The sequence below is a fragment of the Streptomyces sp. NPDC046712 genome (assembly GCF_040645695.1).
Lineage (GTDB): Bacteria > Actinomycetota > Actinomycetes > Streptomycetales > Streptomycetaceae > Streptomyces.
In genome coordinates this window covers 225688-251278 of sequence record NZ_JBEYYW010000005.1, presented here as the reverse complement: position 1 = coordinate 251278, position 25591 = coordinate 225688, and the positions used below count along the sequence as shown (strand labels likewise).

The following is a 25591-nucleotide window of genomic DNA, read 5'->3' as shown; positions in this document are numbered from 1 at the left end:
CAGACGATACGACAACGGTGTTCAGTGCCGTGTTGCGTATACCCCCCACCCGTAGTTCACTGGCGAATCGGGGACCATCGGGATCACTGACGACACGACCGGGAGGCCTTGTCATGGGGGCTGGACACGACCACGGACACAGTCACGGCGGACCGCCGCGCACGGGGACCGCGGCGGCGGCCTACAAGGGCCGGCTGCGGATCGCGCTCGCGATCACACTGTCCGTGATGGTGGTCGAGATCGTCGGCGGCATCGTGGCGGACTCGCTCGCGCTGATCGCCGACGCGGCCCACATGGCCACCGACGCGGTCGGGCTGGCGATGGCACTGCTCGCGATCCACTTCGCCAACCGCCCGCCCACGGAGAAGCGCACCTTCGGGTTCGCCCGGGCCGAGATCCTGGCCGCGCTGGCCAACTGTCTGCTGCTGCTCGTCGTCGGCGGCTATGTGCTGTACGAGGCGATCCAGCGGTTCATCGAGCCGGCCGAGACCAAGGGCGGTCTGACCATCGCGTTCGCGCTGATCGGTCTCGTCGCGAACATGATCTCGCTCTCGCTGCTCGTCCGCGGCCAGAAGGAGAGCCTCAATGTGCGCGGCGCCTATCTGGAGGTGCTCGCCGACGCGCTCGGCTCGGTGACGGTCCTGATCTCGGCGGGCATCATCCTGGCCACCGACTGGCAGTACGCCGACCCGATCGCCTCGATCGTGATCGGCCTGATGATCGTGCCGCGCACGGTGAAGCTGCTGCGCGAGACCCTCGACGTGCTCCTGGAGTCCGCCCCCAAGGGGGTCGACATGGCGGAGGTCCGCGCGCACATCCTGGCGCTGCCGGGCGTCGAGGACGTCCACGATCTGCACGCCTGGACGATCACCTCCGGGATGCCGGTGCTCTCCGCCCACGTGGTGGTGGACCAGGCGGCGCTGGACTCGGTGGGCCACGAGAAGATGCTGCACGACCTCCAGGGATGCCTGGGCTCCCACTTCGACGTGGAGCACTGCACCTTCCAGCTGGAGCCGGTCGGTCACGCGGAACACGAGGCGAAGCTCTGTCTGTGACTGTTAGCCTTCTCGCACAGACGTGAGGTGGAGAGGAGCTGAGGTTGATGACCGTCGCGATGGAGGCTGCCCACAGCGGCAGCGCCCGGTCCTCCCTCAGCTTCCGGGTTTCCGGCTGACCTGACGTTCCGCGTCGGCCGGGGCCCTCTCACACAAGGGTTTCCCACGTTGTCCGACAACGCTCTGTACACCGCTTTCTTCACCCTGCACCACGGGCTTCCGCGACAGGGTCCCGGCTCCGACTCCACGACCCGCCGACTGCTCGCGCTCTGCGGACCGCTCCCCGAGCGGCCGCGCGTGCTCGATCTCGGCTGCGGCCCCGGCCGCTCCGCGCTGCTCCTTGCCGCCGAGGCCGGAGCCGAGGTGACAGCCGTGGACCTGCACGAGCCGTTCCTGGAAGAGCTGCGGCAGACCGCCGACGCCCGCGGGCTCGGCGCCTCCGTCCGTACGCTCAACGCCGACATGGGCGCACTCCCGTTCCCCGACGGATCCTTCGATCTGGTCTGGGCCGAGAGCTCGGCCTACACCCTCGGCTTCGACACCGCGCTGCGCGAGTGGCGCCGGCTGCTGGCTCCCGGCGGGACCCTCGCGCTCACCGAGTGCGAGTGGACGGTGGACGCACCGAGCCAGGAGGCCCGCGCCTTCTGGAATCGGCACTACACGCTGCGCACCACCGCCGGGAACACCGCGGCGGCGGTCGAGGGCGGCTATCGCGTCCTCGGGGTCGTCCCCCAGCCCGAGAGCGACTGGGACGAGTACTACGGCCCGCTCGCCGAGCGGGCCGACGCCGCGGACCCGGCGGCCCCCGGCATGGCAGAGGCGCTCGCCTCGACCCGTGAGGAGATCGCCATGCGCCGTGACCACGGCGGCGAGTACGGCTACACCGGCTATGCCCTGCGGCCCGCCGACGCCCGGTGGCACACGCGGGAGGAGACGGCCGCCGACATTCCGCGCGTACGGGAGATCAACGCGGCCGCCTTCGCCACGAAGGAGGAGGCCGCACTGGTCGACGCCCTCCGGGAGGACGACGACGCCTGGCTGCCCGGTCTCTCGTACGTGGCCGAGGCGGCCGACGGCACGGTGGCGGCGTACGCGCTGATCACCCGCTGCCATGTCGGCGGCGTCCCGGTGGCGGCGCTTGCCCCGGTCGCCGTCGATCCGGCGTACCAGCGGCAGGGTGCCGGAGAGGCCGTCGTCCGGGCCGTGCTCGACGCGGCGCGGCTGCGCCGGGAGCGGCTCGTCCTGGTGCTCGGTCACCCGGAGTACTACCCGCGCTTCGGCTTCGCACGTGCGTCGGAATATGGGATCAAGCCAGGTTTCGAGGTTCCGGACGAGGCCATGATGGCGCTGGTCCTGGACGGTTCCGGCCCGGCACCCCGGGGCATGATCCACTATCCGGCGGCCTTCGGGGTCTGACGTGTCGCCCGCTCCCGCCGCACCGGGTGTACTCCGGTGCGGTGGGAGCGGGCCATGTCCGGCCTGCGAAGTACGGACAAGCCGCTTTTGTGCGGCAGACTGAGGGTGCCCCACCGGGCCGAGGACCGAAGCGAAGGATGGGTATGCCGACCACATCAGCCACCGCGGCACACAGCTCGCCGAACGGAGTCTCTTCGGGCGGCGTCCCGGAGTCGATCATGCTCGAGCTGGTCGACGAGGACGGCAACACCATCGGTACGGCCGAGAAGCTCGCCGCCCACCAGGCTCCCGGGCAGCTGCACCGCGCGTTCTCCGTCTTCCTCTTCGACGAGTCGGGCCGGCTGCTGCTGCAGCGCCGCGCGCTGGGCAAGTACCACTCCCCCGGTGTCTGGTCGAACACCTGCTGCGGCCACCCGTACCCGGGCGAGGCGCCCTTCGCGGCCGCCGCCCGGCGTACGTACGAGGAGCTGGGCATCTCGCCCTCGCTGCTCGCCGAGGCGGGCACCGTCCGCTACAACCACCCGGACCCCGCGTCGGGCCTGGTGGAGCAGGAGTACAACCACCTCTTCGTCGGGATGGTGCAGGCCGACCTGCGGCCGGACCCGGAGGAGGTCGAGGAGACGGCCTTCGTGACGGCGGAGGAGCTGGCGGAGCGGCACGCGGCCGCGCCGTTCTCCGCCTGGTTCATGACGGTCCTGGACGCGGCGCGTCCGGCCGTCAAGGAGCTGACGGGTCCGTCCGGGGGCTGGTGAACCCAGGCGCGGTCGGGGTGCCGGGCAGGATCGAGGTGCCGGGCCCGATCGGGGTGCCGGGCCCGATCGGGGTTCCGGTCGCCGTCGCGGGCGCCTGGGCGGCGATTCCCGGCGCCGGCGCCTGCCCCGCCACCCGGGGCGCGAGGGGCAGTGCGGCCCAGATGATCTTGCCACCGCTCGCGGTGTGCTCGACGTCGCACGCCCCGCCGGCCTCCAGCGCGATCTCCCGCACCAGGAGCAGCCCGCGGCCGCCCGTCTGGCCGTAGTCCGCCTCCAGCGCCTTGGGGCGGTACGGATGGTTGTCCTCGACGGACACCCGGATCCACTCCGCTCCGATCGCCACCTCCACCGCCACTTCCGGGGAGAGCAGCGCCGCGTGCTTGACGGCGTTGGTGACCAGCTCCGAGACGATCAGGAGCAGGCCCTGGACCGTGTCCTCGTGGGCCGGCACCCCTTGACGGATCAGCAGGTCCCGTACAGCGTGCCGGGCCTGCGGAACGGAGACGTCGACCGCGGGAGCGGTGAAGCGCCAGACCCCTTCGTAGGACGGTGGCCGTGCGGGGACGCTCCCCCGGCTCTCCATAGTCCGGCTCCCACCCTCGTGCTCGATTGTCGCCACGGAATCGAGTGTTGGTAATCCATAGGTCCGGACCGGGCTACTGACCAGAAGTCGACGCGTATCGACCAGATTCTGATCGGGTGAGTATGCCAACGTCAGTTGTTCGACTGCTCCTGATCTTCTTCTGACGGCTTCGGAGGGGTGGGCGGGGCGGGCGGCGTGACCATGCTGACGATCCGCCGGCCACCGACACCGATGGCGATCAGGCCGAGACCGTCGAAGAGCAGGGCCAGCGAGAAGAAGACCCCGAGGACGTACCGGCTGCTGTCGGGCCAGTCGAAGAGCACGAACAGCCCGAGCAGGATCCCGAAGGCTCCCTGGACGAGCGTCCAGCCGAACTGCGGTCCGCGCACCACCACACTGCCCACCAGCCGGAACACCCCTCCGGTCAGGAAGAGCAGTGCCGCGAACATGGTCAGCGCCTCGGCCGTGCCCTCCGGATGGCGGATGACGACGAGCCCGGCCGCGATGTTCAGGGCGGCGACCACCACGGCGAGCCAGAAGTAGCTGGTGCCGCGGGACTCGATGGCGTGCAGCAGACCCACGACACCGCCGATGAGCAGGAGCCAGCCGAAGAGGAGCATCGAGGTGAGGGTGGCGAGGCCGGTGTAGATCAGACCGACGATTCCGGCGACGACGAGCAGGGCGCCGAGGAAGGCGAGCCAGCCGAAACTGCGGCGCAGCTTCTTGCCCTCGCGTACGGCGTCGTGGGAATCCTGGGCCATGGGCGCGCCTCCTCCTCGACCCCCTTCTTGATCGTACGGTCGGGGTGCCCGGATAGCATCCGGCGCATGGAGCCGCAGCTGAGTGTCAGCGTCGTCGACGGGGTCGCCACCGTCGTCATCTCGAACCCCGCCAAGCGCAATGCGATGACGGCCACGATGTGGCGGTCCCTGCCGGGGCTGCTCGGCCCGCTGGCGACCGACCCCGGGGTCCGCGTCCTGGTCCTCACCGGTGACGGCGGGACCTTCTGCGCAGGCGCCGACATCTCGACGCTGCGCGAGCCGGGCGACGAACAGCAGTCGCTCGCGGTACGGGCAGAGGAGGCGCTCGCCGCCTTCCCGAAGCCGACGCTCGCCGCCGTCCGCGGCTACTGCGTGGGCGGCGGCAGCCAGCTCGCCGCGGCATGTGACCTGCGGTTCGCCGAGGAGGGGGCGCGATTCGGGGTCACCCCGTCGAAGCTCGGCATCGTCTATCCCTCCTCCTCGACGCGTCGGCTGGCCTCGCTGGTGGGGCCCTCGGCCGCCAAGTACCTGCTCTTCTCGGGCGAGTTGATCGACGCGGAGCGGGCCCTGCGCACCGGCCTGGTGGACGAGGTGCTCCCGGTCGGCGAACTGGACAAGCGGGTGGGCGAGTTCACCCGGGTCCTGGCCTCACGCTCCCTGCTGACGCAGGCGGCGGCGAAGGAGTTCGCCGACGGACGCACCGACCGGGACGCGTACTGGGCGGAGCAGGCGCGCGGAAGCGGCGACACCGCGGAGGGGGTCGCCGCCTTCCTGGAGCGCCGCGCGCCCCGCTTCACGTACGGGATCTGAGCCGGGTCAGCCCTCCTGGGCGAGAACCTTCTCGCCCTGCCCGCGCCAGTGCGCGACGATCCCGGCCGGCGCCTTCTCCGGGGAGCCCGCGTCGTAGGGCGGCTGCGGGTCGTACTCCGTCAGGAGCTGGATCGTCTGCGCCACCTCGTCACCGGCGATCCGGCCGACCAGGTGCAGCGCCATGTCGATGCCCGAGGACACCCCCGCGGCGGTGACGTACTTGCCGTCGAAGACGACCCGCTCGCCGGTGGGTTCCACGCCGAGCGGCTTCAGCTCGTCGAGCGCGAGCCAGTGGGCGGTGGCCCGGCGGCCGGCGAGCAGGCCCGCGCCGGCGAGGATCAGTGAGCCGGTGCACACCGAGGTGGTCCAGGTGCTGGTGGCGTCGGCCGTACGGACCCAGGCGAGGATCTCGGGGTCGTGCATCGCCTCGCGCGACCCCGGCCCACCGGGGACCAGGACGATGTCCGGGTTCGGGACGTCGGCCAGGGCCTTGTCGGCGACGAGGGCGAGGCTCCCCTGATCGTTCCGGACCGGTCCGGCCTCCTTGGCGACGAAGACGGTCTCGGCTCCAGGAAGCCGGGCGAGCAGCTCGTAGGGGCCGACGGCGTCGAGCGTGGTGAAGCGGTCGTAGAGCAGGACGGCGATCTGCATGGTGTTCCCCTCGGTGGTCGGTGCAGTGCGTCGGACGGTGCGTGAGTTGGGCATGACGGTTCAGTACGTCGGTCGGTGCGTGGTTTCGGCACGACGGTTCAGTACGTCGGTTCAGTGCGTCGGTTCAGTGCGCGGCTGATACGGGTGCGTGGAAGCGGCGCCGGTACTCGGCCGGGGCCGTGTCGAGCGCCTTGACGAAGGCCCGCCGCATGGCCTCGGGCGTGCCGTAACCGGCCGCCCGGGCGACCTCCTGGACGCCGTCGGCCGTCTCCTCCAGGAGCCTGCGCGCGTGTTCGAGCCGGACCCGGTCGACGTATCTGCCCGGGGTCGTACCGGTCTCCGCCTGGAACGCGCGGGCGAAGTGGCGCGGCGACAGCCGGGCGCGGGCGGCCAGCGCCTCGACGGAGAGGTCCCCGTCGGGATGCTCGGTGATCCACTGCTGGAGGTCGCGCAGAGGTTCCCGGCGGGCGGTCTGGGCGGCGAGCTGGGCGCTGAACTGCGCCTGGTTGCCGGGGCGGCGCAGAAAGACGACCAGGTGGCGGGCGACGGTCAGCGCGGCGTCGCGGCCCAGGTCCTCCTCCACCAGCGCGAGGGCGAGATCGATGCCCGCGGTCACGCCGGCGGAGGTGGAGACCCTTCCGTCGCGGACGAAGATGGGTTCCGCCTCCACCTCGACCCCCGGGTAGCAGCGGGCGAGATGGTCGCAGGCGATCCAGTGCGTGGTGGCCCGGTGGCCGTCGAGCAGTCCGGCCTCGGCGAGCAGCAGGGCTCCGGTACAGACGGAGACCAGGCGCTCGGCGTGCGGGGCGTTCTCCCGCAGCCAGTCGATCAGCCGGGGGTCGGGACGCCGGGTGCCCTCGCCCCCGGGGACCAGCAGGGTGTGCGGGCGGTCGGCGTCGGCGAGCGTCGTGTCCGGGAGCATCCGCAGGCCGCTGTGGGTACGGACCGGACCGCCGTCGAGCGAGGCGGTCAGGATCGGGTAGGCGGCGTCACCGCCGGATGCTCGGCCGGCGCCGGCGAACACCTCCACCGGTCCGGTGACATCCAGGCTCTGCACGCCGTCGAAGAGGACGACGAGCACGGGTCGCTTCGTCATGCCTCCATCCTTGGCGGGGGCGGCTGATGGCCGCAATGACGAAGACCCCACCTTTCCTGCCATCGACCACTCGCGACAGCCCTGGCCTTCCCGTCGTACCGACCAGTCGGTAACGTGCCGTCCATGACCTCTCTGCCGCCCCGTGCGGGCCGCCGCTGCCATCACATGCTCAACCCGATGCACTCCACGGTGTACTTCTCGCCGGACCTGGACACCGAGTTCCGGGCCCTCGGATTCGAGGACCCGTCGGCCATGCGGCTCGCCTCGCGCAGCGCCGCCATGGGAGCCGTGGGCGCCGGAACCGTCGCCGCGGCCTTCTACAACTACAACGTCGAGCTGCTGGCCCGGCATCTGCCCGCCGTCTGGGACATCGCCTCGCCGGCGGAGGTGGGCGCCGCGCGGCTGCGGGCCGTGGACACCACGATGCGCCGCCTCCTCGGCGAGGAGGCGGTCGCCTCGGCCGAGATGGCGGAGGCCGCCGAGCTCGGCCTGCGCGCCACCGAGGCCTGCACCCGGCACGCCCGGCCGCTCTACTCGGCCCACGCCGACCTGCCGGTCCCGGAGCAGCCGCATCTGCGGTACTGGCACGCCGCGACGCTCCTGCGCGAGCACCGGGGCGACGGCCACCTGGCGGCCCTCCTCGGCGCGGGCCTCGACCCGCTGGAGGCGATGGTCAGCCACACCGCCACGGGCATGGGCATGAACCCGCGCTGGGCCCTGGGCAGCCGGGGCTGGCGGCGCGCCGACTGGGACGCCGCGGCCGCGCGGCTGCTGGAGCGCGGGCTGCTGAACGCGGACGGCGAGCTCACCCCCGAGGGCATGGGCCTGCGCGACGCGGTGGAGGAGCACACGGACCGCCTGGACTCCGCCCCGTACGAGCACCTGGGCGCGGCGGGCGTCGAGCGGCTGACGGAGCTGGGCAAGGGCTTCCGCAACGCGGCGTTCCTCGCGGGGGCCTTCCCCGCGGACCTCAGCGACAAGGGCTGACGGGGCGCGCCGGCCGCGTTCCGCGGCGGGGCGGGTGCGGCATTCCGGTGAGCGACCCGGCAGAATGCAGTCGCAAGCTTGAGGCGCGAGAAGGCGAGTCGGACACCGTGACGACGTCCATCGAAGGCAGGATCGCCGAGGAACTCGGCGTACGCGAGCGACAGGTGAGGGCGGCCGTCGAGCTGCTCGACGGCGGGTCGACCGTGCCGTTCATCGCGCGCTACCGCAAGGAAGCGACCGAGATGCTCGACGACGCGCAGCTGCGCACGCTCGAGGAGCGGCTGCGTTATCTGCGGGAGCTGGAGGACCGGCGGACCGCCATCCTCGATTCCGTTCGGGAGCAGGGCAAGCTGACGGCCGAGGTGGAGGCCCAGATCCGGGCCGCCGACACCAAGGCCCGCCTGGAGGACATCTACCTGCCCTTCAAGCCCAAGCGCCGCACCAAGGCGCAGATCGCCCGCGAGGCCGGTCTCGAGCCGCTGGCCGAGGGGCTCCTCGCCGACCCGTCGGTGGAGCCGGCGGCCGCCGCCGCGGCCTTCGTCGACGCCGACAAGGGCGTCGCCGACCCGGCCGCCGCGCTGGAGGGCGCCCGCGCGATCCTGACCGAGAAGTTCTCCGAGGACGCCGACCTCATCGGCGAGCTGCGCGAGCGGATGTGGGGCCGGGGCCGGCTGGCCGCGAAGGTCCGGGACGGCAAGGAGGAGGCGGGCGCGAAGTTCGCCGACTACTTCGACTTCGCCGAGCCGTTCACCGCGCTGCCCTCGCACCGGATCCTCGCCATGCTGCGCGGCGAGAAGGAGGACGTCCTCACGCTGGAGCTGGAGCCGGAGGAGCCTTCCCAGACGGCCGGACCGTCCTCGTACGAGGGGATGGTCGCGCACCGCTTCGGGGTCGCCGACCGTGGGCGTCCGGGCGACAAGTGGCTGCTGGACACGGTCCGTTGGGCCTGGCGGACCCGGATCCTGGTCCACCTCGGGATCGACCTGCGGCTGCGGCTGCGGACGGCGGCGGAGGACGAGGCGGTACGGGTCTTCGCGGCGAACCTGCGCGACCTGCTGCTCGCCGCCCCGGCCGGGACGCGGGCGACGCTGGGCCTCGACCCCGGTTTCCGTACGGGTGTGAAGGTCGCCGTGGTCGACGCGACGGGCAAGGTCGTGGCCACCGACACGATCTATCCGCACGTCCCGGCGAACAAGTGGGACGAGTCGCTGGGGAAGCTGGCGCGGCTCGCGAAGGAGCACGCGGTCGAGCTGGTCGCCATCGGCAACGGCACCGCGTCCCGCGAGACCGACAAACTCGCTGCCGAACTCATCGCCAAGCACCCGGAGTTGACGCTCACCAAGGTCATGGTGTCCGAGGCCGGCGCCTCGGTGTACTCCGCCTCCGCGTTCGCCTCGCAGGAACTGCCGGGCCTGGACGTGTCGTTGCGCGGCGCCGTCTCGATCGCGCGTCGGCTGCAGGACCCGCTGGCCGAGCTGGTGAAGATCGACCCGAAGTCGATCGGTGTGGGGCAGTACCAGCACGACCTGTCCGAGGTGAAGCTCTCGCGTTCGCTGGACGCGGTGGTCGAGGACTGTGTGAACGGCGTCGGCGTCGACGTCAACACCGCCTCCGCGCCCCTGCTTTCGCGGGTGTCCGGGATCGGTGCCGGGCTGGCCGAGAACATCGTGGCGCACCGCGACGCCAATGGGCCGTTCCGCTCGCGGAAGGCGCTGAAGGACGTGGCGCGGCTCGGACCGAAGGCGTACGAGCAGTGCGCGGGCTTCCTTCGGATCCGGGGCGGCGACGACCCGTTGGACGCGTCGTCGGTGCACCCGGAGGCGTACCCGGTGGTGCGGCGGATGGTGAAGACGACGGGCGGCGAGGTCGCGTCGCTGATCGGCAACACGGGTGTGCTGCGGTCGCTGCGGGCGGACGACTTCGTCGACGAGACCTTCGGTCTGCCGACGGTCACCGACATCCTGCGCGAGCTGGAGAAGCCGGGACGGGACCCGCGTCCGGCCTTCCGGACGGCGACGTTCAAGGAAGGCGTCGAGAAGATCGGCGACCTGGCGTCGGGGATGATTCTGGAGGGTGTCGTCACGAACGTGGCGGCCTTCGGTGCCTTCGTGGACATCGGTGTGCACCAGGACGGTCTCGTGCACGTGTCGGCGATGTCGAAGACGTTCGTCAAGGACCCGCGGGACGTGGTGAAGCCGGGTGACGTGGTCCGGGTGAAGGTCCTGGACGTCGACATCCCGCGGAAGCGGATCTCGCTGACGCTGCGGCTCGAGGACGAGGCGAAGACCGAGGCGGGCGGCGGGGGCGCGCCGAAGCGGGAGCGGGGTGAGCGGGGCGGACGCCCGCCCCAGCAGCGCCGCGGGGCCGGCGGCGGTGGCGGTGGCGGTGGCGACCGGGGTCGCTCCCAGGCCTCGGCCCCGGCCCCGGCGAACAGCGCGATGGCGGACGCCCTGCGCAAGGCGGGCCTGCTGAACGAGGGCGGCGGCGGCAAGCGGCGCGGCCGCTGACGTGGTGCGGGCCCGGCCTGACGGCCGGGCCCGATGTTCCCCATCGGTTCGGGGCGTTCCTACGCGTTCGGGAGGAAGCGCAGGGCCCATTCCGCGCGGTTGGCCACCGTCAGGTCGTCGTCCTCCGTCAGGGGCTCGAGCACGGTGCGGGCAGCCTTCGGGTCGGCCTGGACCAGGTCGACGATCTCGGTCGCCAGGGAGTCCTGGTCGTCGCCGAGGTCGACGGACGAGGCCCGCAGCAGGGCCGGCAGTGCGTCCGGGCCGCCGATCGCGGCGAGGACGCCGCCGAGCAGCTCGCGGGCGTAGGCGTTCCGCTCGACGAGGGCGCGGTCCAGTTCGGCCTGGAGCCGTGGGAGCAGCGCGGCGTCGCCCGAGGCGGCGATCTCGTCCGCCAGGTCGATCGTCTCGTCGACGTCGGCGTCGAGGTCGTCCAGCATCTCGGTGAGCCGGGTCAGCAGGTCGGTCATGGTGCCTCCAGGAATGCGCCGTCCGTCAGGACGGGGACGGTCTCCGAGGTGTCGACCTCGGCGGCCACCGCCACATCCTGCGGATAGCCGTACTCGTACAGTTCACGCCCTGAATCGCAGTCGTGCAGCACCGCCACGGGGTCCTCCGTCGCCTCCCAGAGCGTGGCCGCAGCCCGCGCCTCGGGTGTCAGCTCGTACGGGCCCAGGGCGCGCAGCGCCGACAGCACGGCTCCGGCGCCGAGCAGGTCCTCCAGGGCCGGGCGCAGCGAGCCGTCCGGCCACCGTTCGCCCGAGGCGATGACGGCGAGGGAGCGAAGCGAACGGGGGTCCCCCGAGGCGGAGCTCTGGGGGAGGGCCCCGGAGCCGTACCCCTGCCGCGAGAGCCAGCGGGCGACGGCCGTGGGGTTGCGCAGCGAGGCGGCGACGACCGGCGCCTGTCCAGCCTGCGCCGCGATCGTGGATCCGTTCGGGGAGGGCAGGACGAGCCGCGGGGTGTGCGGGGCGGCTCGCAGGGCCGCCGGGGAGAGCGACCACGGCGACGCGGGCGACGCCTCGCTGCGGCCGACCGCGAGCGCCGCGTCCAGCTTCGCCGCGTACTCCACGGCCGTCGCGTCCCGCCAGCGGTACGGGTGGACGGCGGTGCCGGACTCCACGGCGACGCCGACCGCGGTCGTGAAGGAGAGGACGTCGACGACGACCAGGCACGCGGCGTCCCGGGCGAGGACGGCCGCCTCTGTCGGGCCCCAGCCGAAGGTGACTCGCATCAGAGCTCGGTCACCTTGCCGTCCGCGACCTCGATGCGGCGGGTCGTGTGCACCGCGTCGAGCATCCGCCGGTCGTGGGTGACCAGGAGCAGCGTGCCGGTGTACGAGTCGAGGGCGGACTCCAGCTGCTCGATGGCCGGCAGGTCCAGGTGGTTGGTCGGCTCGTCGAGCACCAGCAGGTTCACCCCACGGCCCTGGAGCAGGGCCAGCGCGGCGCGGGTGCGCTCGCCGGGCGAGAGCGTGGTGGCGGGGCGCAGGACGTGGTCGGCCTTGAGGCCGAACTTCGCCAGGAGTGTCCGGACCTCGGCGGGCTCGGTCTCGGGCACCGCCGCGCAGAAGGCGTCGAGCAGCGACTCGGAGCCGTGGAAGAGCTTCCGCGCCTGGTCGACCTCGCCGACCACGACGCCCGAGCCGAGGATCGCGTCCCCCGCGTCGAGCGGGAGCCGGCCGAGGAGCGCGGCGAGCAGCGTCGACTTGCCTGCCCCGTTCGCGCCGGTGATGGCGACGCGGTCGGCCCAGTCGATCTGGAGGGTGGCGGGCCCGAAGCGGAAGTCGCCGCGCCGGACCTCGGCCTCGCGCAGGGTCGCCACGACCGAGCCGGAGCGCGGGGCGGCGGCGATCTCCATCCGCAGCTCCCACTCCTTGCGGGGCTCGTCGACGACGTCGAGCCGTTCGATCATCCGCTGCGTCTGGCGGGCCTTGGCGGCCTGCTTCTCGCTGGCCTCGCTGCGGGCGTTGCGGCCGAGCTTGTCGCTGTCGGTGGCCTTGCGGCGGGCGTTCTTGACGCCCTTGTCCATCCACGACCGCTGCATGTGGCCGCGTGCTTCGAGGGCGGCCTTCCGGCCCGCGTACTCCTCGAAGTCCTCGCGGGCGTGCCGCCGGGCGGTGTCGCGCTCCTCCAGGTACGCCTCGTAACCGCCGCCGTAGAGCGTGATCTGCTGCTGGGCGAGGTCGAGTTCGAGGACCTTGGTCACCGTGCGGGTGAGGAACTCGCGGTCGTGGCTGATGACGACCGTCCCCGCGCGCAGGCCCTGCACGAAGCCTTCGAGCCGCTCCAGACCGTCGAGGTCGAGGTCGTTGGTGGGCTCGTCGAGCAGGAAGACGTCGTAGCGGGAGAGGAGGAGGGAGGCGAGTCCGGCGCGGGCGGCCTGGCCGCCGGAGAGCGAGGTCATCGGCTGGTCGAGGCCGACGGTGAGGCCGAGCGAGTCGGCGACCTCCTCGGCGCGCTCGTCCAGGTCGGCTCCGCCGAGGCCGAGCCAGCGCTCCAGGCTGACGGCGTACGCGTCGTCGGCGCCCGGCGCCCCGTCGACCAGGCCCTGGGTGGCCTCGTCCATGGCCGTCTGCGCCGCGGCCACGCCGGTGCGGCGGGCCAGGAACTCCCGTACCGTCTCGCCCTCGCGTCGCTCCGGCTCCTGCGGGAGGTGGCCGACGGTGGCGGTGGGCGGGGAGAGCCTCAGCTCTCCGTCCTCCGGGGTGTCGAGCCCGGCGAGCAGGCGCAGCAGCGTCGACTTGCCGGCGCCGTTGACACCGACGAGGCCGATGACGTCGCCGGGGGCGACGACGAGGTCGAGGCCGGCGAAGAGGGAGCGTTCGCCGTGGCCGGCGGCGAGGTCCTTGGCGACGAGGGTTGCAGTCATCAGGAGATGAATCGTATGCCACCGCGTCAGCGCTCGACCGGGACCACCAGCTCGCTGCCGGTGGTGCGCGCCACCAGGAAGGACTGCCCCTTGACCGCCTTGGCGTCCAGCGCGATGCGGTGGGTGCCCGGCTCCAGCACGTCGTCGAGGAGCAGCTTCTCGTGGGTGCGGTAGAGACGGTCGAGGCGGTACGCGACGAGCTGGACGCCGACCGCGGAGGTGACCTCCACCACGGCCTCGGCTCCCGTGGCGGCCAGCGCCGTGACGCGGCGCCGCTCCGGCGGGGTCGGGTCGAGGGCGGCGACGATCTGGGCGACGAGGACGGGGACGACCGGGGCCAGGCCCTCGACGTACGCGACGTCGACTCCGGCCCGCTCGAAGGAGCCGCGCACCTGGGCCCGTGCCTCTTCGGTGACGGCCCGGCCGAAGGCGACGGCGCCGTAGCCGCGCAGCTCGTCGTCGGTGACCCCTTCCGTGTCGTGGACGATGTCGGCGCCGATGCCGATGGTGCGCAGGGCGGCGGCGAGTCTGCCGAGGACGGCCGCCCGGGCGCCGATGAGCAGGACGCGGCGGGCGGCGGGTGCCGCCTCGTCCGGTTCCTCCCGCAGCAGCCGCTCCAGCTCGGCGCGGTACCGGTCGCCGCGGAAGCGGTACGGGCCGATGCCCCGGTAGCCGTTGAAGTCGAGGTCGGCGGTGTCGTCGGTCTGCCAGGCGAAGTCGCGCCACACGATGTCCTCGCCGTCGCGCTCGATGACGGCGGTGACCGCCCCGCATCCGAGTCCGTCGCACTCGGGGCAGCCGTAGATCACATGACGGCCGCCGGCCAGCGGGGCCTCGGCGTCGAGGAGGAGGCCGCGGACGCTCTCGGTCAGGATCGCGGGCGGGATGTCGGAGGCGAGGGGTGAGACGGCGTCGAGGTCGGCGAGGCGGAAGAGCAGCGGCCGCCCGTCGACGACGAAGTCCAGGAAGTCCCGGTGCGCGCGGTGGCTGCCGCCCGGGGAGACGGATCCCGTGCGTATCGCGGGGGCGAGGGCGAAAGTCGCGTACTCGGCAGGCATGTGAGGAGTATTCCCCGGCGCCGGGTGATCCGTGCATGGTCGGTCGGTGAGCCGAGGCTCCGGCCCGATCGGGAGATCGAGCCGGAGCCGGGCCTGTGGGGGGTTACTTCCAGGGCTTGGGGGCGTTGTTGTCCGCGTCGATGCAGTTGCGGACCTGCCGGTCGATCGCGTCGGCCTGGGCGCGGGCCTTGCGGGCCTCCGCCGTGGCGCCGAGGCGCTGGAGCTGGGCCGCCTTGGTGCGGAGGTCGGCCGACTGCTGACGCATCTTGCTCACGTTGCAGACGATCTTCTTGCCGGCCGCGTGCGCGGGCTCGGCGGTCACCGTCTGGCCGAGCAGCAGGCCCCCGGCCAGCAGCGTCGTCGTGGTGAGGGCGGTCAGGGTGCGGCGCAGCGGCGTCGCGTACTTCATGTGGTTCTCCAACTTCCGGGCCGTGGGGACCCGTTCAGGTACGGTCAATACCGGTCGGTAACCCTAACCCACATGGATCAAGAGCCCTGACCCGGCGTTCCCGTTCCCGGTCCGATCCGCAGCTCGAAGTCGCCGTCGTACTTCTCGTGGCCCGCGATCACGGCCAACTCGACGACCTCCACCCCCACTTCGCCACGGACGATCAGCGGGTCCTTGCGCAGGTCCCGCATCAGCGCGACGCACATGCCGATCATCACGAGCACGAACGGCGCCGCCACGAGGATCGTGAGGTTCTGCAGGCCGGCGAGCGCGTCGCCCTGGCCGTCGCCGATGAGGAGCATGATGGCGGCGACCGCCCCGGTGACCACGCCCCAGAACACGACCACGGGCCGGGTCGGTTCGAAGGAGCCGCGCTGCGACAGGGTGCCCATGACGATCGAGGCGGCGTCCGCACCCGAGACGAAGAAGATGCCGACGAGGATCATCACGATCAGACTCATGGTTCCGGTGAGGGGGAACTCCTGGAGCAGGCCGAAGAGTTGCCCCTCGGGCGTCTCCTCCCCGGCCAGTCGGCCCTCCTCGCTCAGCTTCATCGCCGAGCCTCCGAAGACGGCGAACCAGACCAGACTCACCACGCTCGGCACGAGAATGACACCGCCGACGAACTGACGGATCGTCCGGCCCCGGCTGATCCGGGCGATGAACATGCCGACGAAGGGTGTCCAGGAGATCCACCACGCCCAGTAGAAGACCGTCCAACTCCCGAGCCATTCATGGATGTTGTCGCCGCTGGTCGCCTCGGTGCGGCCGGCCAGCTGCGGCAGGTCCCCGATGTAGGCGGCGATCGAGGTGGGCAGCAGATCGAGCACGACGATGGTCGGGCCCGCCACGAAGACGAAGACGGCGAGCACCAGGGCGAGCACCATGTTGGTGTTGGAGAGCCACTGGATGCCCTTCTCGACACCGGAGACGGCGGACAGCACGAAGGCCACGGTCAGGACGGCGATGATGCCGACGAGCAGCCCGGTGCCGGTGTGCTCCATCCATCCCAACTCCTCGACACCGCTGCCGATCTGGAGCGCGCCGAGGCCCAGGGAGGCGGCCGAGCCGAAGAGGGTGGCGAAGATGGCCAGGATGTCGATGACCCGGCCCGGGCCTCCGTACGCCCGTCGCTCGCCCATCAGCGGGACGAAGACGGCGCTGATGGTCTGCCGCCTGCGCCGCCGGAAGGTGGAGTACGCGATGGCGAGGCCGACGACGGCGTAGATCGCCCAGGGGTGGAGCGTCCAGTGGAAGAGCGTGGTGGCCATCGCGGTCTGCATCCGCTCGGCCGAATCCACGGGGTGGGTGCCCGGCGGCGGGGTGCCGTAGTGGGCCAGCGGCTCGCTCACGCCGTAGAACATCAGGCCGATGCCCATGCCCGCGCTGAACATCATCGCGATCCACGAGACCGTCCGGAACTCCGGCCCCTCGCTCTCCTGCCCCAGGGTGATCCGGCCGTAGCGGCTGATCGCCAGCCACAGCGCGAAGACGACGAAGCCGGAGGCGGCGAGCATGAACGCCCAGCCGCCGTTGCGGATCAGACCGTCGAGGAGTTCGCTGGAGGCGCTCTCCAGGCTGTCCGTGGCCGTGGCACCCCAGACGACGAAGGCCACGGTGAGGACGGCGGTGACACCGAACACGATCCGGTCGGTGCGGGCGCGTTGGTGGTGGCCGGGCCGGCCGGGGAGGTCCGCCGTCACCGGCAGCCCCTCCCGGCCTCCCCGATCGCCGCCGCCTCCACGGCCGCCCGTTCTCTGATCTTCCTGCGACACAGGTGGCACCTTTCACGGCATTACGGGGCGAACTGAACTCACTCCCGTAAGGCAGTACCACACGCGACGCGGAGTTCCGCGGACCAACTCAGCCCATCAGCAGACCTCCACGGGCCGACCGGTGGTGAGGCGGTAGGTCGCCCGGCCGTCGAGCAGCAGCGGGACGAGCGCGCGCTGGGACTGCCGCAGGGGCACGAAGACCCCGTCGCCGTCCCGTCGCACCGTGATCCCGTGCAGGGCGAGTTCGTCGCCGAACTCGGCGTACTGCGCACGGTCCAGGCGGTAGCCGCAGGGCGGGTCCTGGATCGTCTCGGCGGGCTCGGCCGGGTCGTTGTCGGCGCCTCCGAGCAACACCGGACCGCGGTCGGCGAACCCGGTGTGCCGGGCCGCCGCCGTGGCTGCGGCGAGCTGCCCGCGCCGCTCGTCGACGTAGGCGAAGGCACCCTTCAGGGCGACGAGTTGGGTGGTCACGCGGCGCCGCTGGTTGCGGGCGGTGTCGTCCTCCTCGGCCTGGGTCAAGGCTTCGACGCGGGTCTCGACGAGCAGGCCGACGGAGTGCTTGACGCCGGCCGTGTTGCGCAGGATCCGCTCCTGGCCGTCGCCCGCGACCTGCTTGATCGGCTTCCCGGTGAGGGGGTCGGTCCAGATTCCGTAGATGCCGCTGCTGAATCCGGCGGCCCCAGCCGACGGCCGGACGTAGGACTCCGACAGGCTGTGGGCCTCGTCGTGCACGCGCGCGTCGGTGTTGAGGTTGCGGGGCCAGAGCGCGAGCAGGTCCTTGTCGTAGTGGGGCGAGGTCCCGCCGTACTCGTGCAGGTCGTAGATCACCTCCGGGCGCCGGTCGCGGATGAGGGCGGCCAGGGACCGGCCCTCGGCCGTCTGCAGCGCGATGTGGTCGCGGTTGACGTCGACCCCGTCGGCGTTGCCCCGGGTGTCGGCCTCGCGCCCGTCCGGATTGGCGGAGGGAACGACGAGGACGGTGGTGCGGGAGAGGAATCGGCGTGTCTCCGGGTCCCGGGCGTACGCCAGATCGCGCACGGTGGTGAGACAGGCCTCCCGGCCCGACGGCTCGTCACCGTGCTGGCTGCAGACCAGCAGCACGGTGGTACCGGCGCTGCCCGCGCCCACCGTGGCGAGCCGGAGCGGGCGACCCTGCTTCGTCGTGCCGATGGTTCGCACCGAGACACGGTCGCTGCCCCTGTCGACGGCGGCGAGGAACTCCGTCTCCTCCGGCTCAGTGGTCCACCGGGCACCGGCGCTCCGCTCGAAGCCCGTCCTCGGGAGCGGCGCGGGGGCCGCGGTGTCCGCGGCCTCCGCGGGGACGGCGACGAGCGGGAGGCCGAGGGCGGCGAGGCCCGCCACGAGGGTGAGCGTGCGCCGGGAACGGCGGTGCGGTGCGCGGGTCATCGGGCCTCACCCGGGACAGGGATGTCCGAGCGCGAGGGCCCGACACCCGTGAGCGGTTGCCCGGTCCGGGCCAGGCGTGCGTCGACCGTACCGGCCGTCGCCCGGGCGAAGGCTTCGGCGCCGCCGACGAGCGGCAGCTTCGCCGACGTTCGGGCGAGATCGAGTGTGATCGTCGGTGTGGTGGACGGAGGGTCGAGGAGGTCCTTGTCCGTGCCGCCGACGATCAGGGCGAGCCGGTGTCCGGCCGGGACCACGTGGTCGGTGGCCGCCAGCTTCAGCGTCATCGTGTACGCCTTGCCGGGGGTCAGCGGCCGGCCCTTCGCGGGGTTCGCCCAGGTGCCCAGGTCCGCCCAGCCACGGCTGACGACGGTGAAGTCCACATCCGCCGTACGGGCCTTCGTCTCCTTGAAGCAGGCGCTGTCGCCGCTCGTGCTCGCGCCCCAGCAGGACCGTTCGGTGAGCGTGGTGATGCCCTCGCCGGCCGCCGCGTAGTCCCGGATCGTGTCCGGGCCGAGGTCGACGAGAACGGCCGTCAGATGTGCGGTCGCGGTCGTGGGCGTGGCGGTGACGGTCACCGTGGAGGAGCCGGAGAGCCGCAGATCGCGCGCGAGCGGCCGAGTGACGAACCCGGCCTTGGCGGGCGTCGACTCGTCGATCCGCGCGGCCCAGTCGGTCTCGCCGAGGCCCGGGTCGTCGGTGAAGGTCTCCGTGGCGCCGGGGGCGGCGGGGGTACGACCGAGGGTGCCGACGCCGGGCGCGGTGCCCGTGCCGGGACGCAGGGTGGTGGGCTCGGTGGCGCGCGGCGGCCACACCCGGTCGGTGGTCCAGCGGTCCGGGGCTCGCTCGATGTCGGCCATCGGCTCGCGGTCGATGCCGTTCTCGTAGCCGAGGAGGTAGTGGTCGAACCAGCGGTGCAGGGTGTGGACCCAGTCGGCGCGCCGGAAGTCGAACGGGTCGACGTGGCCGGTCTGCGAGAGCCAGATCTTGCGCTCGACGCCGTGGGCGGCGAGGGCGTCCCACCACTGGCCGAAGTGGTTGGCGCGGACGTTGAGGTCCTGCTGACCGTGCACGACGAAGACGCTGGCCCTCACCTTGCCGGCGTCCGGGACGTGGTTGCGCTCGCTCCAGGCGCGGGTCCAGTCGCCGCTGTACGGGGTGGCGGCCGTGATGCGGTCCTGGACGGCGCCGCAACGGGCCTTCGCCTCGGGGCTGTCGACGTAGTCGGAGAGCCAGCTGGGGTTGGCGTTGTAGAGCGGCGCGCCCTGGGAGTGGAAGTAGTCGTACCAGGAGGAGATCGCGCCGATCGGCACGATGGTCTCCAGGCCCTCGACGCCGGTCGCGGCGACGCCGTTGGCGATGGTCCCGTCCCAGCTCTTGCCGATCATGCCGACCTTGCCGGTGGACCAGGTGGTGGCCCGGGCGCGGTCGGAGCCGGTACGGGTGGTGTATCCGCGGGCCCGGCCGTTCAGCCAGTCGACGACGGCCTTGGCGGACTGGACGTCGGAGCGCCCGCCGACGTCGTCGCAGCCGTCGGAGCGGTTGGTGCCGGCGAGATCGACGGCGACGAAGGCGTACCCGCGGGGAACGAAGTAGTTGTCGTAGAAGAGCGGGAACTGGACGGGGTTCCCGGCCGCGTCATAGGTCTTCTTCTGGCCTTCGTTGCCGCGTCCGCAGCAGGCGTAGTACGGGCTGGCGTCCATGATGACGGGGATCTTCCGCCCCGCCGCGGCGGGCTCGCGGGGCCGGACGATGTCGGCGGCGACCCGGTCGGTGCGGCCGTCGCCGTCGCCGTCGAGTCCGGTGTCCACCCAGACGGACTCGCGGATCGCGTCGGCGTAGGAGTGGACGGGCTGCGACTCCCGTACGGGGGCCTTCGCCTGAGCCCCGGTCGGGGGCACCAGCGCGGTCATCAGGGCGGCCGCGGCGGCCGCCACCAGGATTCTGCACGACAGACGGGCTCTGCGGGTTCTCCGCACAGGTATCGGCATGGGGCGGAACGTACCCCGGTCAACTCCCGTACAAAAGAGTGCCGTCGAGAGACGGATGGTTCATTTCGGCCGAATGGCGATCGTGTGACAGGTGGTCCTCTGGACGTGACGGGGCGTCGGGTGCTGAATAGCGTCGTTAAGGACCGAACACCACTCACGCTTCTTACTGACTTGGAGCTCTCGTGCACCGCAGACTTGTCGTTCCGAGCGCGCTCGCGGCCTCTCTCCTGCTGGCGATCCCGGCATCGGCCGCCGACTACGTTCCGGGCGCATCGGGCATCGGCGACCCCTACTACCCGGCCAGTGGCAACGGCGGTTACAACGTCTCCCACTACGACCTGCGGCTGAAGTACCAGCCCGCCACCGACCTCCTGGAGGGCACGGCGACCATCCTCGCCACGACCACCCAGAACCTCTCCCGCTTCAACCTGGACCTCGGACTGAAGGTCAGCGAGGTGCGGGTCAACGGCAAGAAGGCGGCGTTCACCACCAGAGGCGAGCAGGAGCTGGAGATCACGCCGGCGAGCCCGCTGGAGAAGAACCGTACGATCTCGGTCGTCGTGCGGTACGCGGGCAAGCCCTCCGAGGTGAAGATCGGCGGCTGGACCGCCTGGCACCGCACGCCCGACGGCGGTGTCGCCGCCCAGGAGCCGGACTCGGCCGCTTGGTGGTTCCCGTCCAACGACCATCCCCTGGACAAGGCGACCTTCGACGTCTCCGTCTCCGTACCGGACGGCACGCAGGCGATCAGCAACGGCGTGCTGCAGTCGCAGTCCTCGCGGCTCGGCTGGACCCGCTACAACTGGCGCTCCAACAAGCCGCAGGCGACGTATCTGGCCACGCTCGCCGTCGGGAAGTTCGACATCACCACGGACAAGACGGCGAACGGCCTCCCGGTCCTCAACGCGTACAGCAAGGACCTCGGCGACAACGCGGGTGCGGCGCGGGCCTCGATCGAGCGGACGACCGAGGTCGCGGAGTGGCTGGAGGAGGTCTTCGGGCCGTACCCCTTCAACGCGCTTGGCGGTTACGTGCCCAACGTGACCAGCGGCTACGCCCTGGAGACGCAGACCCGGCCGTTCTACAGCCCACGGCAGTTCTCCAACGGGGCGAACGTGTCGGTGGTCGTGCACGAGCTGGCGCACCAGTGGTACGGCGACAGCGTCTCGGTCGACAACTGGAAGGACATCTGGGTCAACGAAGGCTTCGCCCGCTACAGCCAGTGGCTGTGGTCGGAGAAGGAGGGCGAGGGCACGGCGCAGGAGCTGGCGGACTACGTCTACGCGACGCGCACGGCCGAGGACCCGTTCTGGACGGTCAAGCCGGGTGACCCGGGTCCCGACAACCAGTTCCACATCGCCGTGTACGACCGGGGCGCGCTTGCGCTCCAGGCGCTGCGCAACGAGATCGGCGACGAGGACTTCTTCGCCATTCTGAAGGGCTGGCCGACGGAGTTCGCCTACGGCAACGCCAAGGTCGGGGACTTCGTGAAGTACGCGGAGCGGGTCTCGGGCAAGCCGCTGGCCGCGCTCTTCGACACCTGGCTGTACCAGCCGGTGAAGCCGGCGGCTCCGGCCGCCGCGGAGGCGGGCGTGTCGGCGCGGTCCGCGGCCGCCGCCCCGGCGGCGCGGCCGGAGCGGCCCGCGCAGCCGAAGTCGTGGAAGAAGATCGCGGAGACGAACACGATCCACGAGCACGACGCGCACTGATCCCGTCCGACGGCGGCCTCGGGACTCCCCGGGGCCGCTGTCGGACCCACCCGCTAGGGTCGCGATCATGAGCGACGCGATCGAGCGGCTGGGTGGGACCGACAGCGGCGACCGGCCGAATCCGGTGTACGGCGACGTCCGGTGGCCGTCGTGACGGGCGGGGAGCGGTACGGCGATCCGGCGGTGCGGGAGGCCGTGGCGGAGCGGGTCCACGGCGAGTGGGGGCTCGAACTGCCCGGCTCCTTCTTCCGTTTCGTGGACTTCCTCGCCTCGCTCGGGCCGGTCGAGCAGCGGGCTCTGCGGGACCTGGAGATCACGCCGTTCGGGGTGATGGACCTGTTCGCCGACCCCGCCGCCCTCCCCGGCGACGGGCTCGACATCCGGGTGCACGGGCGTTACTACCGCGATCCTCCGGAGTTCCTGACCTTCCTGCACGGCGGCTCCGACGGACTCCACTTCGGGCTCTGGTCCGACGACGGGCGTACGTGCGAGGGCGTCGCCTCGTACTGGACCAACGACGGCGGTGGGATCGAACGGCGCCACCGCACCCCGCTGGAGGCGGTGCGGGCGCGGATCGAAGCTGCGCAGCGGGACCTCGCGGAGTACGCGTCGGACGGGGACGAGGAAGAGCTGGCACGGCTCGCGGACCTGGGGCTGCTGCGGGGGGCGCTGACCGGCTTCGAGACCGGGGAGCGTACGGAGAAGGGGCTCGCGTACTCCCAGGCGTACGAGTACCGTCGGCCGGCCGTCGACACCGACCGGACCACGACCCTGGACGGGGCGGGCGCCCTGGTGTCCGGCACGACGGCCCTGAACCGGCCGCCCCACCACGGCGCCGACGAGTACCGCTTCGGCACCTTCATGGACGAGCTGTTCGACGACGAGGAGCAGCTGCGGTCCGCCCGCGCCGAGGCGTTGCGACGCGCCACCGCCGGCGATCCGGCCGAGGCGCTGGCGCTCGGCCGGGACCTGCACTGGGCCTCGTACGGCAGACCGGAGCGCGAGGAGTACGCGAGCGAGCTGCTGGCCCTGGCCTACCGGGACCTCGGCCGCCCGGCCCTGGCCGCGATCGCGGAGACCCACCACCGCCACCGCGCCCTCGCGAACGTGAACGTGCTGCGCCCGGCGCGCTGAGCGGCGGGGACCGCCGGGAGAGCGCTTTCCCGGGACGGTCCCACCGGCCCCGCCACCGGTTACCCTCGACGCTGTCAGCACCGTCACCCACCGTGCCCGTGAGGAGCCACCCTTGAGCGAGTCGACGTCCGGGACGCGCCCCACCCTGGAAGCCGTCGCCGAGCGCGCCGGGGTCTCCCGGGCGACGGTGTCCCGTGTCGTCAACGGCGGGGCCGGTGTGCGCGAGGCCCTGGTCGTGAAGGTGCGCAAGGCGGTCGAGGAGCTCGGCTACATCCCCAACCACGCGGCCAGGACGCTGGTGACCCGGCGCAACGGCGCCGTCGCCGTGATCATCGCCGAGCCCGAGTTCCGGATCTTCTCCGACCCGTTCTTCGAGCAGCAGGTGCGCGGCATCAGCCGGGAGCTGACCGCGCATGACGCCCAGCTCGTACTGCTCTGGGTGGAGGGGCCGGGCGACCACGAGCGGATCGCCCGCTACCTCGGCGGCGGCCATGTCGACGGAGCGCTGGCCTTCTCGCTCCACAACGATGACGAACTCCCCGAGATCGTCCGGCGCGTCAAGGTCCCGACGGTCTTCGGCGGCCGCCCGGGCTGGACCGGACCCGAGAACGAGCCACCGGTCCCCTACGTCGACTGCGACAACCGCGGCGGGTCCCGCGCCGCCGTGCGGCACCTGCGCGCGCTCGGCCGCCGGAAGATCGCGCACATCACCGGCCCCCGCGACCAGACCTCCGCGCTCGACCGCCTCGACGGATACCGGGACGAACTGCCCGACGCCGCGCCCGACCTGGTCGCCGAGGGGGCGTTCACGGAGGAGAGCGGGGCGCTGGCGATGGCCGGCCTCCTCCGGCTCCATCCCGACCTGGACGCCGTGTTCGCGGCCAACGACCTCATGGCCTCCGGCGCGCTGCGCGTCCTGCGCGCCCAGGGCCTGCGGGTGCCCGAGGACGTGGCACTCGTCGGCTTCGACGACATGCTGCCGGTGGCCGAGGCGACCGATCCACCCCTCACGACGGTCCGTCAGGACATCGAGGGCATGGGCCGGTTGATGGTACGGATCCTGATGCGCACCCTGGACGGAGAGGCCGCGGAGCCCGTGATCACACCGACCGAACTGGTTCGGCGCGCCTCCGCGTAAGGGTTCTGAATCCGGGAGCCAACTACCCGAGTACACCGAGCTGTTACGCGTTCGACTCTTGACGGGAACCCGGCCGGGGAGGCACGCTCCTGACGCATTCCTGAGAGCGCTCTCAAAACGGAGGCTTCCCATGCCCACTGCCCGAGCCGCCAGATCGACCGCCGCCCGAATCGGCGCCGTCGTCCTCACCGGGGCCCTGCTCGCCGCCTGCGGATCCGGCGGATCCGACGACGCCTCCGACAGCGCGGGCGGAAAGGTCACGATCACCGTCGACCTCTACGGCTCCTTCGGCTACAAGGAGGCCGGGCTGTACGCCGCGTACGAGAAGCTCCACCCGAACGTCACCATCAAGCAGACCGACACCGAGGACGAGCAGGACTACTGGAAGTCGCTGCAGACGCGGCTGGCCGGCGGGGGCGGACTCGCCGACGTCCAGGGCATCGAGGTCGGCCGGATCGCCTCGGTCACCCAGCAGCAGGCGGACAAGTTCGAGGATCTGACGAAGTACGGGGCGGACGCCCTCAAGGGCGAGTTCGCCGACGCCAAGTGGTCCGCCGCGACCACCACGGACGGCAAGGTCCTCGCTCTCGGCACGGACGTCGGCCCCGAGGCCATGTGCTACCGCACGGACCTCTTCAAGCAGGCCGGACTCCCCACCGACCGAGCCGAGTTGGCGCAGAAGTGGTCGACCTGGGAGGGCTATCTGGAGCTCGGCCGGCAGTACAAGGCCAAGGCCCCGGCCAAGAGCGCCTGGCTGGACAGCGTCGGCAGCCTGTTCACGGTCATGATCGGCCAGGAGAAAGAGCGGTACTACGACGCCTCGGGCACGCTGATCTACGCCGACAACCCGGCCGTGAAGACGGCGTGGGAGACCTCGGCGAAGGCCGCCGAGGAGGGCCTGAGCGCCAAGCTCGACCAGTGGTCGCCGCAGTGGAACCAGGCGTTCTCCGCCGGTTCCTTCGCGACGCTCCCCTGCCCCGCGTGGATGCTCGGCTACATCAAGGGCCAGGCCGGCGACGCGGGCAAGGGCAAGTGGGACATCGCCAAGCTTCCCGGCGGCGCCGGGAACTGGGGCGGCTCCTACCTCTCCGTACCGCGGGCGGCGAAGCACAAGAAGGAGGCGTACGAGCTGATCAAGTGGCTCACCGCCCCCGAGCAGCAGGCCACGCTCTTCACGAAGCAGGGGAACTTCCCCTCGTCCACCGACGCCATCGCCCAGGTCGCGTCGGCGACGGACCCGTACTTCGGCGGCGCGCCGATCGGCCAGATCTTCGGCGACGCGGCCAAGGCGTCTCCGGTGCAGGTGCTCGGGGTCCACGACAAGAACGTCGCCGACCAGATCACCAACGCGCTGAGCGAGGTGGAGCGCAAGGGCACCAGCCCCGACAAGGCGTGGTCGAACGCGCGGAAGGGCGTCGAGAACGCCATCGGCTGAGCTCGCGCGGGGG

Annotated in this window: 21 protein-coding genes and 1 pseudogene; 10 read left to right on the top strand and 12 right to left on the bottom strand. The window is 71.9% G+C overall.

What is annotated here, in order from left to right; genetic code table 11:
* The first annotated feature begins 113 nt into the window (after positions 1-113).
* The 3 genes from ABZ939_RS09615 to idi all read left to right on the top strand — a co-directional run bounded on the left by ABZ939_RS09615 (position 114) and on the right by idi (position 3223).
* Complete coding sequence (locus ABZ939_RS09615) at positions 114-1055, top strand: cation diffusion facilitator family transporter (protein WP_361851105.1); 942 nt, start codon at positions 114-116, stop codon at positions 1053-1055.
* Between the two features lie 168 nt (positions 1056-1223).
* A complete protein-coding gene (locus ABZ939_RS09610) occupies positions 1224-2471 on the top strand; it encodes a bifunctional class I SAM-dependent methyltransferase/N-acetyltransferase (RefSeq protein ID WP_361851103.1) in 1248 nt (415 codons plus the stop codon).
* Between the two features lie 143 nt (positions 2472-2614).
* Positions 2615-3223, top strand: a complete 609-nt coding sequence (idi, locus tag ABZ939_RS09605) for an isopentenyl-diphosphate Delta-isomerase (RefSeq protein WP_361851101.1) — start codon at positions 2615-2617, stop codon at positions 3221-3223.
* A 136-nt stretch (positions 3224-3359) separates the two neighbouring features.
* Here idi and ABZ939_RS09600 read toward each other — a convergent pair.
* Together ABZ939_RS09600 and ABZ939_RS09595 are read right to left on the bottom strand one after the other, a co-directional pair.
* Positions 3360-3806 (bottom strand): annotated as a pseudogene (locus ABZ939_RS09600) (ATP-binding protein); the annotation flags it as partial.
* Positions 3807-3937: 131 nt separating this feature from the next.
* Positions 3938-4567 (bottom strand): HdeD family acid-resistance protein, encoded by a 630-nt coding sequence (locus tag ABZ939_RS09595; protein WP_361851099.1) that lies wholly within the window; start codon positions 4565-4567, stop codon positions 3938-3940.
* Between the two features lie 66 nt (positions 4568-4633).
* On the opposite strand from ABZ939_RS09595, the gene ABZ939_RS09590 reads away from it, so the two are divergent.
* Positions 4634-5377 carry an enoyl-CoA hydratase/isomerase family protein gene (locus tag ABZ939_RS09590; protein ID WP_361851097.1) on the top strand — a complete coding sequence of 248 codons (744 nt, stop codon included), beginning with the start codon at positions 4634-4636 and terminating at the stop codon, positions 5375-5377.
* 6 nt (positions 5378-5383) lie between these two features.
* Here ABZ939_RS09590 and ABZ939_RS09585 read toward each other — a convergent pair whose 3' ends face one another.
* Both ABZ939_RS09585 and ABZ939_RS09580 read right to left on the bottom strand, forming a co-directional pair.
* Positions 5384-6028 (bottom strand): DJ-1/PfpI family protein, encoded by a 645-nt coding sequence (locus ABZ939_RS09585; RefSeq protein ID WP_361851311.1) that lies wholly within the window; start codon positions 6026-6028, stop codon positions 5384-5386.
* Positions 6029-6152: 124 nt separating this feature from the next.
* Positions 6153-7124 (bottom strand): GlxA family transcriptional regulator, encoded by a 972-nt coding sequence (locus ABZ939_RS09580; RefSeq protein WP_361851095.1) that lies wholly within the window; start codon positions 7122-7124, stop codon positions 6153-6155.
* 123 nt (positions 7125-7247) lie between these two features.
* Between ABZ939_RS09580 and ABZ939_RS09575 the strand changes: the two genes are divergently transcribed.
* Positions 7248-8111 carry a hypothetical protein gene (locus ABZ939_RS09575; protein ID WP_361851093.1) on the top strand — a complete coding sequence of 288 codons (864 nt, stop codon included), beginning with the start codon at positions 7248-7250 and terminating at the stop codon, positions 8109-8111.
* Positions 8112-8218: 107 nt separating this feature from the next.
* Positions 8219-10618, top strand: coding sequence for a Tex family protein (locus ABZ939_RS09570; protein ID WP_361851091.1), 2400 nt, complete (start codon positions 8219-8221; stop codon positions 10616-10618).
* Between the two features lie 59 nt (positions 10619-10677).
* Here ABZ939_RS09570 and ABZ939_RS09565 read toward each other — a convergent pair whose 3' ends face one another.
* From ABZ939_RS09565 to ABZ939_RS09530, 8 genes are all read right to left on the bottom strand, one after another.
* Positions 10678-11085: a hypothetical protein gene (locus ABZ939_RS09565; protein WP_361851089.1), complete on the bottom strand. Its 408-nt coding sequence runs from the start codon at positions 11083-11085 to the stop codon at positions 10678-10680.
* Positions 11082-11849, bottom strand: a complete 768-nt coding sequence (locus ABZ939_RS09560) for a 2-phosphosulfolactate phosphatase (protein ID WP_361851087.1) — start codon at positions 11847-11849, stop codon at positions 11082-11084. Before ABZ939_RS09560 ends, ABZ939_RS09565 begins: the two co-directional genes overlap by 4 nt.
* Entirely contained in the window at positions 11849-13486 is a 1638-nt protein-coding gene (locus tag ABZ939_RS09555) for an ABC-F family ATP-binding cassette domain-containing protein (RefSeq protein ID WP_361851085.1), read from the bottom strand. Before ABZ939_RS09555 ends, ABZ939_RS09560 begins: the two co-directional genes overlap by 1 nt.
* Before the next feature lie 26 nt (positions 13487-13512).
* Positions 13513-14544 carry an oxidoreductase gene (locus ABZ939_RS09550; RefSeq protein WP_361851083.1) on the bottom strand — a complete coding sequence of 344 codons (1032 nt, stop codon included), beginning with the start codon at positions 14542-14544 and terminating at the stop codon, positions 13513-13515.
* 103 nt (positions 14545-14647) lie between these two features.
* Positions 14648-14953: a hypothetical protein gene (locus ABZ939_RS09545; RefSeq protein WP_361851081.1), complete on the bottom strand. Its 306-nt coding sequence runs from the start codon at positions 14951-14953 to the stop codon at positions 14648-14650.
* Positions 14954-15030: 77 nt separating this feature from the next.
* Entirely contained in the window at positions 15031-16695 is a 1665-nt protein-coding gene (locus ABZ939_RS09540; RefSeq protein ID WP_361851079.1) for a BCCT family transporter, read from the bottom strand.
* Positions 16696-16863: 168 nt separating this feature from the next.
* Positions 16864-18174: a M14 family metallocarboxypeptidase gene (locus ABZ939_RS09535; RefSeq protein ID WP_361851077.1), complete on the bottom strand. Its 1311-nt coding sequence runs from the start codon at positions 18172-18174 to the stop codon at positions 16864-16866.
* Positions 18171-20162 (bottom strand): Xaa-Pro dipeptidyl-peptidase, encoded by a 1992-nt coding sequence (locus ABZ939_RS09530; RefSeq protein WP_361851075.1) that lies wholly within the window; start codon positions 20160-20162, stop codon positions 18171-18173. The genes ABZ939_RS09535 and ABZ939_RS09530 overlap by 4 nt, the downstream gene beginning before the upstream one ends.
* A gap of 182 nt (positions 20163-20344) precedes the next feature.
* On the opposite strand from ABZ939_RS09530, the gene ABZ939_RS09525 reads away from it, so the two are divergent.
* The 4 genes from ABZ939_RS09525 (at position 20345) to ABZ939_RS09510 (ending at position 25578) form a co-directional block, all read left to right on the top strand.
* Complete coding sequence (locus ABZ939_RS09525; protein ID WP_361851073.1) at positions 20345-21871, top strand: M1 family metallopeptidase; 1527 nt, start codon at positions 20345-20347, stop codon at positions 21869-21871.
* Between the two features lie 141 nt (positions 21872-22012).
* Entirely contained in the window at positions 22013-23005 is a 993-nt protein-coding gene (locus ABZ939_RS09520) for a hypothetical protein (RefSeq protein ID WP_361851071.1), read from the top strand.
* A gap of 112 nt (positions 23006-23117) precedes the next feature.
* A complete protein-coding gene (locus ABZ939_RS09515) occupies positions 23118-24143 on the top strand; it encodes a LacI family DNA-binding transcriptional regulator (RefSeq protein ID WP_361851069.1) in 1026 nt (341 codons plus the stop codon).
* Positions 24144-24273: 130 nt separating this feature from the next.
* On the top strand, positions 24274-25578 hold the full coding sequence (locus tag ABZ939_RS09510) for an extracellular solute-binding protein (RefSeq protein WP_361851067.1): 1305 nt from the start codon (positions 24274-24276) through the stop codon (positions 25576-25578).
* The last annotated feature ends 13 nt before the right edge of the window (positions 25579-25591 follow it).